Genomic DNA, 12,473 nt, shown 5'->3' on the forward strand with positions numbered 1-12,473 from the left:
TTTTCGAATCTCACAAGCTTTTCTTAATCTTTTTTGAAAATAAATCTCAATCCTTATCTCGTATGCCTGTCAGTATTTCTGTGAACGTTTATCGCTGTTGCGGGTGCAAAACTACACCCTTTATTCCATTTAACAATACCTAAAACCCACTTATTTCTCATCTTTTTCTAAACTTTATCTTAACTAACTGATAACACAAAACTTAACTTTTATACTATTTTTAGCTTTGCAAGACTTTTCCTTAACACATTGAACTTTTCGCAATAATCACATTCACAAACCTACCGCATTTACAGACTTCGCAGCGTTAACAAAACTTTAGAATAGATTCTACAACAACATCAACAGTGCATCTATTACCATTCTCTACCGTTTTAACAAGCTTCTCGTCATTTTTACTTATTCATAAATCATACAAACACATCTCTCCCTTCCTTATATATATATCTTACCCAATCCTTGCACATCCGAATAAAACCTAAGTTCTCATTTGTACTTATATCATAAACGAGTTCTCATAAAAACACTGCACTAGCCCCGATAAAAACAACATCCTTCTGTACCGGTTCCAATAACTATCACGACCACTGCAAAAGATTTAGCAAACAACAAGAGTCATCTCTTAGCAACATATATAAAGACAAACCCGACAATCACTAAGAAACTGTCGGGTTGAAAACAATAAGTACCTTTACTTCTATATAAAATATAAACTAATCAAAACGGATGGCTTTGACAGGTGAGATCTTTGTTATAATATATGACGGAATTAGCAATACAACAAAACAAACAATAACCGTAAGCAAATTCAATAGAACAATATAACCTAAATTTAAATATACCGGAGCTTGGTTAACATAGTAATTTTCGGGATTTAACTTAACCACTCCAAACTGCTGCTGTATCAACAACAACGAAATACCAATTAGATTACCCCAGAACAATCCTCTTATTATAAGATAAAAAGCATTGTAGAGAAATATTTTTCGAACTGTCCAATTATTCGCTCCTAAAGCTTTTAGAATTCCAATCATTTGCGTACGTTCTAAAATAAGAACCAATAAAGCGACTACCATATTAATAGTAGCTACTAAAATCATGACAGCCAGTATCACGATGATATTAAAATCAAAAAGCTGCAACCAGTCAAAAATATAACTATACTTTTCTTTTATAGTTTTTGTATCTAAACTTGATGATGTCTTTTCATAAATTTTATCTCCAACAGTTTTGATATCATCAAAGTCTTTTATAAAAACTTCAAAAGCACCAATCTGATCAGGACTCCATTTGTTTATTCGCTGAATGTGCCTAATATCTCCTAATATATAGGTTGCATCAAAATCCTGAAAACCTGAATTAAAAAAACCCACAATTTTAAAACGACGACTATTCGGCAATTTACCCTGTTCTTCTTTTATAAAAAAGGTATTAAAATGATCTCCCACTTTAAGATTAAGACGATCAGCCAGAAATCTCGAAATCAAAACATCTTCGTTTAAAGATTTTGTAAAATCAGGCAATTTACCTTCTACTAAATACTCCTGTATATTCTTCCAATCATAGTCTCCACCTACTCCTTTAAAAACTATTCCTTCGAATGCATTTTCTGTTCTGATGATTCCAGCTTTACTAGCGATTGCCTGAATATGACTAACCTCTGGAACAGATTTGAAATTTGGGTAAAAATCCTGTTTTTTAGAAATTGGAACTAAAGTAACTTCAGAATTATTACTATCATAATTTGATATTATAATTTGACCATTGAAAGCAGAGACCTTGTCACGTATTTTCTTTTGCAATCCAATTCCTGTCGCAACCGAAACAATCATCATAATTATACCAATGGCAATAGCCGAAATGGCAATTTTTATAATAGGTGCCGAAATACTGCTTTTAAAATCTCTGGCAGTAATAAGTCGTTTTGCTATAAAATATTCTAAATTCAATGTTTCAGTTATCTTAGTATTATTAATTATCCGCTTTTCTCAATCGCACAAACCAAAATTACATTTTAAAAAACAAAAATGTATTGCAACGAAAAACAATTACGTTTTTTTTAAGCCCTTATAAAGATAGTTTCTTTTTCATTTCTTCTACTATATTATACGCTGCAGGACAAATTGCAACATTTTTTAAAGTGAGATCAGTGATTTGATGGAATTTTTTACGATCTGTATGCGGAAACTCCCTGCAAGCTTTTGGGCGAACATCGTAAATCATACAATAATTATCATTATCCAAAAAGGTACAAGGAACGCTTTTTAGTACATAATCTTTATCTTCATCAATTCGAAGATATTGCTCAATGAACTGTTGTGGTTTTTGCCTAAATGATTTCGAAATTCTTTCGATATCAGCCAAAGTAAACAATGGCCCAGTTGTTTTACAACAATTGGCGCATTCCAAGCAATCCGTTTTTTTAAATTCAGCATCATGCAAATCTTGCATTACGTAATCTAAATTTTTAGGTTGTTTCTTTTTCAGCTTATCGAAATACTTTTTGTTTTCGATATGCTTATCTTTGGCTAACTTATTTAAGTTATTTAAAATTTGTTTCAAGTTCAATGTTTAAAGTTGATCTGCAAAATTAAACAACTTTAAACTTGAAACCTTAAACTTTGAATTAAAATACAATGAAAGATCTTTTTGGGAAAGCGATGTTCGACTTTCAAACCAATAATTCGCCGGAAGACATCATCACAGAAACAACAATTTCTGAAGAGGACGAAATGAGTGTTGACTATTTATTTCGTTCTTACGACGAAATGCCTAAACTTGAACAAAAAGCGCTTCAATTAGCAATTGGAAAAACTTTAGATGTTGGGTGTGGCGCTGGCAGCCATAGTCTGTCATTACAAAATGATAGAAATCTAGACGTAACATCGATAGATATATCTGAAAAAGCGATCGAAACCTGTAAACTCAGAGGTGTAAAAAATGCTCAAGTGAAAAATATTCTTAATTTTGAAGGTGAAAAATTCGACACAATTATACTCTTGATGAATGGTGTAGGGATTTTTGGCAAATTAGAAAACTGTAACAAATATCTCGATAAGCTTAAATCACTTTTAAATCCTGGTGGACAAATCTTATTAGACAGCTCTGATATTATTTACATGTTTGATGAAGACGAAGATGGTGGAAAATGGATTCCGTCCAACAATGATTATTACGGCGAACTTGTTTTCAACATTTCTTATAAAGGTGAAAAAGAAGAACCTTTTGACTGGTTGTATTTAGACTATAACACACTTCAAAACGCTGCTATTGCGAATGGTCTAAAATGTGAGTTAATTTTAGAAGGCGAACATTATGATTATTTGGCTAAACTTTCAATAGAATAAATTTCAACATCATGAATCCATTAGATTTAGAAAAATTAAAATATCCAATCGGAAAATTTGAAGCTCCGCAGGAATATACTTCCGAGTATATTTCAGCAAAAATTGCCATCATAGAATCTTTTCCGGAAAGATTACGAAAAGAAGCCGCTCATTTGACTGATGAACAGTTGAACACGCCATATCGACCTAACGGCTGGACCGTTCGACAAGTGATTCATCATTGCGCGGAAAGCCATATGAATTGCTACATCAGAATTAAATGGTCTTTAACAGAAAACAATCCAGTAATAAAAGCCTATGATGAAGCTTTATGGTCTGAATTACCGGACAGCTTAACTATGCCTATTGAACCAACGTTGAATTTGCTCGACGGATTGCATTTTAGATTGGCATATATTATGAGAAACTTATCACCAATGGATCTAGAAAAATCATTTATTCATCCTGAAAACAATTCCGAATATCATATAAGACAAATAATCGGAATGTACGCTTGGCATAGCAACCATCATTTAGCACACATTACAAGTTTAAAGAAATTTAAAAATTGGATGTAATAAAACATGTTTCCTTTTTATACAGTGTGTAAAATTTACCTAAAAGCAAAAATCTCTTCTATTGAAGAGATTTTTGCTTTTTTTAATTTATGGAATATTCAAATATTTGTGCGTCTGAAGTGATACTCTCCACTTAGGATTATTCATTACATAATCAACAATTAATGGTGTCATTTCTTCTTTTTTACTCCATTCAGGCTGAAGAAACAAAATAGCATTATCGTTTACCAATTCTGCTTGTTCTTCTGCAAAAATAAAATCATGCTTATTATAAATAATTACCTTCAACTCATGTGCATTATCATATACAGTTTGAGTTGGCAGTTTATTCTTTTTTGGAGAAAGACAAATCCAATCCCAAGTACCAGTTAAAGGATAAGCACCTGAAGTTTCTATGTGGACTCTTAAATTTTTATTCTTTAATTCCTGAGTCAATAAACTCATATCCCAAGTTAATGGTTCACCTCCAGTAATTACGACAGTATCAGCTTGACTTGATGCATTTTTTACAATTAAATCAACACTTGTTGGCGGATGTAATTCTGCATTCCAACTTTCTTTCACATCACACCAGTGACAACCAACATCACAACCTCCAATTCGTATAAAGTAAGCAGCTGTCCCGGTATGAAAACCTTCTCCTTGAATGGTATAAAATTCTTCCATCAAAGGCAACATCGCTCCTTTATTTACTTCTAATTGTATTTCTTTTGATAACATTATTATATTTTAAAGTGCAAAGATAGTCAATTAAATACGGAACAAAAAAAACCGATAGTTGTTTGAACTATCGGTTTTTTATAATATTGAAAATCTTATATTATTTTAAACTTTTTACAGATTGAGCTGCATAAGCATTTGTTGGATCTAAAACTAAAGTTCTATTAAAATATTCAATAGCTTTAGCTTTATCAGTATTAGCATAACTAGCACCAATACTATTGTAAGCTTCAACTATCTTTTTAACTGTAGCAGGTTTTGCCAATTCATCTGCACCTTTAGCAGTTGTTCTTGTAACATACTCTTCGTAGTTTTTAATAATCAAGTCATCTTTCTCTAATAAGTTGTTGATTCTACCTTTGTATAAGTAAGCTTCATCATAAGTTGGAGACGCTTCTAAAATTCTGTCAAAAGCAGCATCAGCTTTACCTAAAGCCACAGGATCTGCAGCACCATTTGTTTTGTTTGCATTAGCATAGTACAATGAGATACCATAGTAAACATTATCGTCTAAGTAATTTTTAGACTCTTTGTTATTACTTCCTAATTCAAAAATTGCAGCAGCTTGTGCAAATTGTTTTTTACCAAACAATGCTTTTCCTAAATCAGCCAATTCTTCAACAACTAATGGCTCTAATTCAATCGCTTTTTTAACATCAGCTAAACCAGAATCGAACGAAGCCTGATCAACTGTACCGTCAGCTGCAGTTCCTTTTTTAATTTTTGCTAAACCTAAATACAAATAATCTCTACCAATTACCTTGTTTGAAGGAACTTTAATATAATCTTCAATAGATTTAATAGCAACCTCTACATTACCATTTTCGTAAGCAGCATATCCTAAATATCTGTAAATTCTAGGATTTACTTTATCTTCAGCAATCATTTTGTTTGCTACAGTCTCTAAACTCTTATAATCTTTAACCAGGATTAAGAAATCTGCATGACGCATTTTAGAATCTAAAGAATAATCTGTAAGACTTAAATACTTCTCATAATTTGTAATTGCATTTTGCATATTTACTTTAGAAGTAGATGGTTTATTTCTTCCCCATTTATAATATGTTTCTGCCAATTCTCTATAAACTGGACCGTAGTTAGAATTTAAAGCAATAACTTCATTAAAAGATTTAATTGCTTCATCATAAGATTTAGCACCTTTTAATAAAACTCCTAATTGCATTTTAGCTCTTAAAAGTGTTGGATCTGCAGTAAATGCATCACGGTAAGCTTTGTAAGCATCATTTTGGTTGTTTGCTCCATAATACGCATCACCAATTGTCAAAAGAGCAGTTGCGTTTTGCGGATCGATTAATAAAGCACGTTTTACACTAGCAACGGCATTTGTATAATCAGGAGAAGTTGAGTTGATATAAGCTCTACCAATGTAAATAAACTCTTCAACGTCTTTACGTTTCATATCTTTTGCTGCTAAGGCAAAATTAGCCTGCGCTGCAGCAACGTTTTTAGCATCAAGATCCATCTGACCCAATCCTATATAGTTTAAGTTTTTCTTGTCTGAAGCTTCTAATCCATTTAAATAATAAATTTTAGCTGAATCAGCAATTGCTTGATTTAAATATACATTACCTAAAACAAAATTAGCTTCTCCATCAGAAGGTTTTGCTTTGATGATTGCTTTTAGCAATGATTTTGCTTTTTGAAATTGTTCAGCATCAATTGCTTTTTTAGCCTCTTTGATATCTTGTGCATTTGCAACAGAAACTGAAGCAACTATGGCAAGAGTAAAAATTTTAAATTTATTCATCTTTAATTGTAATTAATTTATTCTTTATCTTTTATAATTTCATTTCTAATTTTAAGCTTTCTTCCAGGAGTTCTAACTGGCAACAATCCAGATTTTAAAACTATCCTTTGACCAATATCTCCGGCAATAAACGAAGCAAACCCCATTCCTAAACCAGAATAACCTTGACAATTTACTATAAACAAATCACGTGCCAAAGGGTATTTCACTTCAGCCAGGTCATTTTGAGTTGGACTATAATACTTATCATCATTTAGACCTTTAACACTCAAAACATTTATTTTTTTAAAAACATCAAGCATATTAGGAGAAGGCTGAGAAAGCCAATTAACTCCAACAATTCCAATCATACCATCATTCTCAGATACGAATTTAATAACTTCATCATTAGTTTTAAAAGAAAAAACACCTTTTACAGGAATCTCTTTTACTTTCGCTAATTCTTTCATGTAACGAACGGTACTAGAATTCGGATTATCAAACACAAGTCCTTTAATTTTTGGATCTGATTTACCTTGCATAAAATCAATTACCGTTTTCAACGCAATTAATGTATCATTATTGCCCTTGTTTGAAATAAAAGCAATTGCATCTGTGGCAAAAGGAGTAACTCTCGGATTTATCTTAATTTTTTCAAATTTAGCAATTTCCTCTTTAGTAAGACCTCTTGTCATTACAACAACTTTAGCTTTCTGATTTAATAAATCATTTACAAGCTCTGCCTCAGATTTAGGTTTAACATTAATTTTAGCATCATAGTAAGTTCCTTCAAAAACAGCTACCTGATCATCTACAATAGGCTTTACTGTTTCATCAACAGTAACATCGATAGACCCTTTCAAAATTGTCTCTTTATCAGCTTCATTCTTACTTTTTTGGTTACACATGGCAAACAAAAAAACAAAAACTATCAAGCCGGCAATCTTACTATATTTTAACATCTTTATTCTGCGTTTGAATTAATTAATCTCAAAAAACGTATTGCTGAATACACGATCAACAATCCGCCAAAAGCATATCTGTATTTAGGTTCCATATCTAACGGAAGCTTCTTCCAAAACATAATCATTAAACCTAGCACAAGATATATTAAAAAAAACAGTATTCCTAAAACAAGAAGAAATCGCTCTTTGAGCGATTTCTTCTGAATATTATTAAGCATATCTTTTAACATTATTCTGCAGATTGAATAGTAATAGGAAGAGAGTAAAGTACTCTAACTTTTTTACCATTTTGCTCGCCAGGAGTCCATTTCGGACATTTTTTAAGAACACGAATTGCTTCTGCTCCTGTACCGTAACCGATATCCCTTAAAACTTTAATGTCGGTTAATGAACCGTCTTTTTCAACTACAAAAGTAACATAAACTTTACCTTTTAAACCTTCTTCTTCAGGAGTCTTATAATTGTTTCCTACGAATTTGTAGAATTTATCAATTCCTCCAGGAAAATCCGGTTTTACTTCGATACCAGCAGTATTATAAACATTGTTATCTTCCTGAATGATCTCTGTAACTGGTCCTTTACCAACTGGCTCATCAACAGTTAAAACTGCATCTGGATCTCCTTTGATAGTTTCAGAACCAACTTTTTTATCCTTAAGTTCCTCAATTTTTGGAGGATCTTCAGTAACTTCATTTGCCTTAGCTACAACCGGTTTCACAAACTTAACCTGATCCACTTTTGGTGGTGGTGGTGGTGGTGGCGGTTGATTAGGCTTTACTTCCTCTTTTTTAGGAGGTAGTTTTACTGTTGCAATCTTAATATCGTTATTTACTTCTTCTTCTTTAGAATCTGGCAACAAGCTTATAATAAGAGGAGCTGCAATAGCTAAGCTAAAAATAATCGAACCCAAGATAAGTGCTCTTACCGTTGTTTTACCATTCGATTTTCTTAACTCATATGCGCCATATATCTTATTACGTCCTTCGAATACGATATCAAGCCACTGATTTTTAATTATATCTAATTTCATTTTTCTTGATTATTAGGATGTTAAAAACAAGATACCTCTTATTTTTTATCTAGCAATTTTGTTTCTTCTGGTGTAAATTCAGGAACAATTGCATAAGTTTCCACTCCAGTAATAGCCATTTCATCCAAAATATCAACCAAATTTTTATAATTTGACTTTTTAGTTGGTTTGATAATAACTATGATTCCATTCTTAGGTTTTCCTAAACCTGCAGAATACTCTAAAACTGATTTTTTTCTCTTAAGCAATTCTTTACGAATTCCATCTTTACCATATGCGATATCTTTTGGTCCAGCAATTGGAGTCGCAAGTAATCCCATATAATAAACCATCTTATTATCATCAGCTAACATCACTGTCATAGTACGATTTTCATCTACTTTGGTATCCTTCGTATCTTTCTCTGGATCTTTATCTGGTAAAGACAAATCCATCGATTGAGGTTTTGACAACGATGTGGTCAACATAAAGAATGTGATCAATAAGAATGCCAAATCCACCATCGCCGTTAAATCGACTTTTGAACTTTGCTTTTTACTTCTTACTTTACCACCTTTTCCGCCACCACCGTCGCCGGTATTTAATTCAGCCATTTTAGTGTATATTTTTTAATTAAAAGTCTCTTCCTCTCATACCTGTAACTAAGTTAAAGGAATTGATTTTTTGATCTTGTAAAATATCCATAATCTTTTTAATTTGCGGATATTCTTCTTTAGCATCTCCTTTAATTGCAATCTGCAACTCTTTATCATCAAGATCAATCGCAGCTCTTCTTGAAACCAAAAGCCATTCTTTTAATTGATTATCTAAAGAATCGATTGGAATTCCAGGCTGATTTGCTTTAGTTCTATCAGACGCTTTCATTGCAATAATATCTTTCAAATTCGCAACTGGCACACCGAAGTCATCCATTAACGAAAATTTAGTTTTATCATCTTCTGAAAAAGTCACACCGAATTTTGCACCCATTCCTTCAAGAGTTCTTTTACGAATCTCTCTTCCTTTAATGTCAAAAAACACTTTGCTTTTCCCGTCTTTATCTTTTCCTACTGTAATAATAGCTAAATCCGAATCTGGTAATTTAGTTTGAGCAACAGAAGAAGGCATATCTACAGGAAGTGCTTCTGGCACCTTAGCAGTAGCGGTCAAAATAAAGAACGTAAGCAAAAGGAACGCAACATCACACATGGCAGTCATATCTGTCGATGTTGACTTTTTTTTCATTTTTATTTTAGCCATTATCTTTTATTTTATTTTGATATAATTAATTGTAATTAATACTTAATCAAAAATTAATTATTGTTTCAAACTTCCTCTGAATCTTCTGTAAGTATTTACAATTGTAGTACCAGCCTCATCGATAGAGTAAGTTAAATCATCAATCTTAGCAGTAAAGAAGTTGTAAGAGATAATTGCTAAAACTGAAGTAGAGATACCTGTTGCAGTGTTGATAAGTGCCTCAGAAATACCTGTTGCAAGAGCAGCCTGATCTGGAGTTCCAGCAGAAGCTAACGCACCAAACGCTTTAATCATACCTGATACAGTTCCTAATAATCCTCCTAAAGTTCCTAATGATACTAAAGTAGAGATAATAGTCATATTTTTTTCTAACATTGGCATTTCTAATGAAGTTGCCTCTTCGATTTCTTTGTGGATTACTTCTGAAGCTTCTTCACTGTTGAAACCTTCTTTTTTAACATCTTGATATTTAATCAAAGCAGATTTAATTGCGTTTGCAACTGAACCTTGTTGTTTGTCACATGAAGCGATAGCAGCCTCAATGTTTCCTTCTTTAATACTTCCTTGTACATTTTTCATAAATGCATCTAAGTTAGCTTTACCTGCAGCTTTACCGATAACGATAAATCTTTCAATAGAAAAAACAACAACCATTAAAAACATTCCTAATAATACTGGTACAATAAAACCTCCTTTATATACCATTCCTAATGTATTGATTGGGTGACCTGTCTCAGGATTTCCTCCTTCAAAGTTAGCAGGTGATCCCATAACGAATTTCCAAATAAACACCCCAACAATAATACACGCAACAATAATGATTCCAGTGATCATTCCTCCTCCATTTGAAGTGCTTTCTTTTTTAACTTTAACGTTTGCCATTTTTTTTAATTTTAATAGTTTTAAATAATTTTATTTTTAGTTATATTTAACTTGTAGAGGAGCAAATTTATACGTTTAGTTTAAATAAAAAAACTTTTTTTAATTTAATTGAACGAAATTTAACGTCAATTTAAAAAATATCTCATTAAATTGCCCCTGTCATTTTTTAGATAAAACAAAAAAAAGGACTATTAATGGGAAAATTACAACGTTTTAGTAAATATTCAAACATTCCTTTGATATCTTCTTAAAAAGTTGCGAAATTATTTTTTATATATTTTTCAATCGAAAAAAGCTTTTTCCTACTAAAAAAAACGGACCTAAAATGTTAAAAAACCAAGCAATACTCTTATAATCATCTAAATTACAAATAAAACATGGATAAAAAGGACAATTTCATTCAAGATATAAACAATGGTTACCTTTCTAAGGGCGATAGCATAACTTTGGGAGGTGCCATTCTGGACGGAGAACCACTTGCTGAAGCTCATGTCAAAATTCCTCTAAAAACATTAAACCGCCACGGATTAATAGCTGGTGCGACCGGAACCGGAAAAACAAAAACGATTCAAGTATTATCTGAACAACTTTCGAATGTGGGAATTCCTGTTCTAATGATGGACATAAAAGGTGATTTTAGTGGAATTGCTAAGGAAGGAAAAGAAGAAGGTTTTATTACTGAACGTCACGCTAAAATAAACATACCATACAATGTTGCTTCGTTTCCTGTTGAATTAATGTCACTTTCTAAACAAAACGGCGTTCGTTTAAGAGCTACTGTATCTGAATTTGGACCTGTATTGTTTTCAAGAATTCTAGATTTAAATGATACGCAAGCTGGCGTAGTTGCAGTAATTTTTAAATATTGCGATGACAACAAAATGCCTTTGCTTGATTTAAAAGACATCAAAAAAGTAATTAATTATATTACAGAAGAAGGTAAAGATGAGATCTCTGCCAATTATGGAAAAATCTCGACTGCAACGACTGGAACAATTCTTAGAAAAATTATCGAACTAGAACAACAAGGTGGTGATTTATTTTTTGGAGAGTTATCATTCGAAATTGATGATTTGATGCGAATTGATGAAAATGGCAAAGGATATGTTAATATTATTCGTTTAACAGACATTCAGGATAAACCAAAATTATTCTCAACTTTTATGTTAAGTTTATTGGCTGAAATCTATCAGCAAATGCCTGAAAAAGGAGATGTTGCTCAACCTGAATTGGTCATTTTTATTGACGAGGCGCATTTAATTTTTAATGAAGCCAGCAAAGCTCTTTTGGAACAAATTGAGACTATTGTAAAACTGATCCGTTCTAAAGGTGTTGGAATTTATTTTGTAACTCAGAATCCAATGGATGTACCAAGTGGCGTTTTGGCACAATTAGGATTAAAAATACAACATGCATTGAGAGCATTTACTGCAAATGACCGACAAGCGATAAAAAAAACGGCGGATAATTACCCAACTTCACAATATTACAAAACTGATGAACTGTTAACCAGTTTAGGAATTGGAGAAGCCTTAGTAACTGCTTTGAACGAAAAAGGAGTTCCAACGCCTCTTGTTGCTACAATGATGCGCGCGCCTATGAGCAGAATGGATGTTTTAACTTCTGAAGAAATTGAAGCAATAAACGGCAAATCGAAACTGGTAAAAAAATATATTGAAGAAATTGATCGCGAAAGCGCTTACGAAATTCTAAACAAGAAAATAGCCGACGCTGAACAGGCTAATGCGGAGCAGGAAGAACAAGCTCCAACTAGATCATCAAAATCTGAACCAAGTACTGCTAGTGTGGTTGGAAAATCTGTTTTGAAAGTTGTAACAAGCGCCACTTTTATTCGAGGTGTTTTTGGAGTTCTATCTAAAATATTCAAGAAGTAATCTAAAACAATAAACCCGACAGATTTTAAAAGCCTGTCGGGTTTATTATATATGTAAACATTAAATGAACTTATATCATTTATACGGTTTA

The 12,473-nt window shown here is 32.3% G+C and carries 13 protein-coding genes; 3 read left to right on the top strand and 10 right to left on the bottom strand.

Annotated elements, in window-relative coordinates; translation table 11 throughout:
• Nucleotides 1–713: 713 nt before the first annotated feature.
• Together ACHRVZ_RS05995 and ACHRVZ_RS06000 are read right to left on the bottom strand one after the other, a co-directional pair.
• Nucleotides 714–1,949 carry an ABC transporter permease gene (locus tag ACHRVZ_RS05995; protein WP_395421300.1) on the bottom strand — a complete coding sequence of 412 codons (1,236 nt, stop codon included), beginning with the start codon at nt 1,947–1,949 and terminating at the stop codon, nt 714–716.
• A 118-nt stretch (nt 1,950–2,067) separates the two neighbouring features.
• Nucleotides 2,068–2,562: a YkgJ family cysteine cluster protein gene (locus ACHRVZ_RS06000; RefSeq protein WP_395421301.1), complete on the bottom strand. Its 495-nt coding sequence runs from the start codon at nt 2,560–2,562 to the stop codon at nt 2,068–2,070.
• 74 nt (nt 2,563–2,636) lie between these two features.
• Here ACHRVZ_RS06000 and ACHRVZ_RS06005 point away from each other — a divergent pair, with 74 nt between their 5' ends.
• Both ACHRVZ_RS06005 and ACHRVZ_RS06010 read left to right on the top strand, forming a co-directional pair.
• A complete protein-coding gene (locus ACHRVZ_RS06005; RefSeq protein WP_395421302.1) occupies nt 2,637–3,347 on the top strand; it encodes a class I SAM-dependent methyltransferase in 711 nt (236 codons plus the stop codon).
• 11 nt (nt 3,348–3,358) lie between these two features.
• Complete coding sequence (locus ACHRVZ_RS06010) at nt 3,359–3,904, top strand: YfiT family bacillithiol transferase (protein WP_395421303.1); 546 nt, start codon at nt 3,359–3,361, stop codon at nt 3,902–3,904.
• Between the two features lie 87 nt (nt 3,905–3,991).
• Here ACHRVZ_RS06010 and ACHRVZ_RS06015 read toward each other — a convergent pair whose 3' ends face one another.
• The 8 genes from ACHRVZ_RS06015 to ACHRVZ_RS06050 form a co-directional block, all read right to left on the bottom strand.
• Nucleotides 3,992–4,624: a 7-carboxy-7-deazaguanine synthase QueE gene (locus ACHRVZ_RS06015; protein ID WP_395421305.1), complete on the bottom strand. Its 633-nt coding sequence runs from the start codon at nt 4,622–4,624 to the stop codon at nt 3,992–3,994.
• Nucleotides 4,625–4,724: 100 nt separating this feature from the next.
• Nucleotides 4,725–6,392 carry a tetratricopeptide repeat protein gene (locus ACHRVZ_RS06020; RefSeq protein WP_395421306.1) on the bottom strand — a complete coding sequence of 556 codons (1,668 nt, stop codon included), beginning with the start codon at nt 6,390–6,392 and terminating at the stop codon, nt 4,725–4,727.
• A 17-nt stretch (nt 6,393–6,409) separates the two neighbouring features.
• Complete coding sequence (locus tag ACHRVZ_RS06025; RefSeq protein ID WP_395421307.1) at nt 6,410–7,333, bottom strand: PstS family phosphate ABC transporter substrate-binding protein; 924 nt, start codon at nt 7,331–7,333, stop codon at nt 6,410–6,412.
• A gap of 2 nt (nt 7,334–7,335) precedes the next feature.
• On the bottom strand, nt 7,336–7,566 hold the full coding sequence (locus ACHRVZ_RS06030) for a hypothetical protein (RefSeq protein ID WP_026983456.1): 231 nt from the start codon (nt 7,564–7,566) through the stop codon (nt 7,336–7,338).
• Nucleotides 7,566–8,366 carry an energy transducer TonB gene (locus ACHRVZ_RS06035; RefSeq protein WP_395421308.1) on the bottom strand — a complete coding sequence of 267 codons (801 nt, stop codon included), beginning with the start codon at nt 8,364–8,366 and terminating at the stop codon, nt 7,566–7,568. The genes ACHRVZ_RS06030 and ACHRVZ_RS06035 overlap by 1 nt, the downstream gene beginning before the upstream one ends.
• Before the next feature lie 38 nt (nt 8,367–8,404).
• Complete coding sequence (locus ACHRVZ_RS06040) at nt 8,405–8,959, bottom strand: ExbD/TolR family protein (protein ID WP_395421309.1); 555 nt, start codon at nt 8,957–8,959, stop codon at nt 8,405–8,407.
• A 19-nt stretch (nt 8,960–8,978) separates the two neighbouring features.
• Nucleotides 8,979–9,605, bottom strand: coding sequence for an ExbD/TolR family protein (locus ACHRVZ_RS06045; protein ID WP_395421310.1), 627 nt, complete (start codon nt 9,603–9,605; stop codon nt 8,979–8,981).
• A 57-nt stretch (nt 9,606–9,662) separates the two neighbouring features.
• Nucleotides 9,663–10,487 carry a MotA/TolQ/ExbB proton channel family protein gene (locus ACHRVZ_RS06050; protein WP_395421311.1) on the bottom strand — a complete coding sequence of 275 codons (825 nt, stop codon included), beginning with the start codon at nt 10,485–10,487 and terminating at the stop codon, nt 9,663–9,665.
• 377 nt (nt 10,488–10,864) lie between these two features.
• On the opposite strand from ACHRVZ_RS06050, the gene ACHRVZ_RS06055 reads away from it, so the two are divergent.
• Nucleotides 10,865–12,382 carry a helicase HerA-like domain-containing protein gene (locus ACHRVZ_RS06055; RefSeq protein WP_395421312.1) on the top strand — a complete coding sequence of 506 codons (1,518 nt, stop codon included), beginning with the start codon at nt 10,865–10,867 and terminating at the stop codon, nt 12,380–12,382.
• Nucleotides 12,383–12,473 lie beyond the last annotated feature (91 nt).

It is taken from the genome of Flavobacterium sp. FlaQc-57 (assembly GCF_044007395.1).
Taxonomy (GTDB): domain Bacteria; phylum Bacteroidota; class Bacteroidia; order Flavobacteriales; family Flavobacteriaceae; genus Flavobacterium.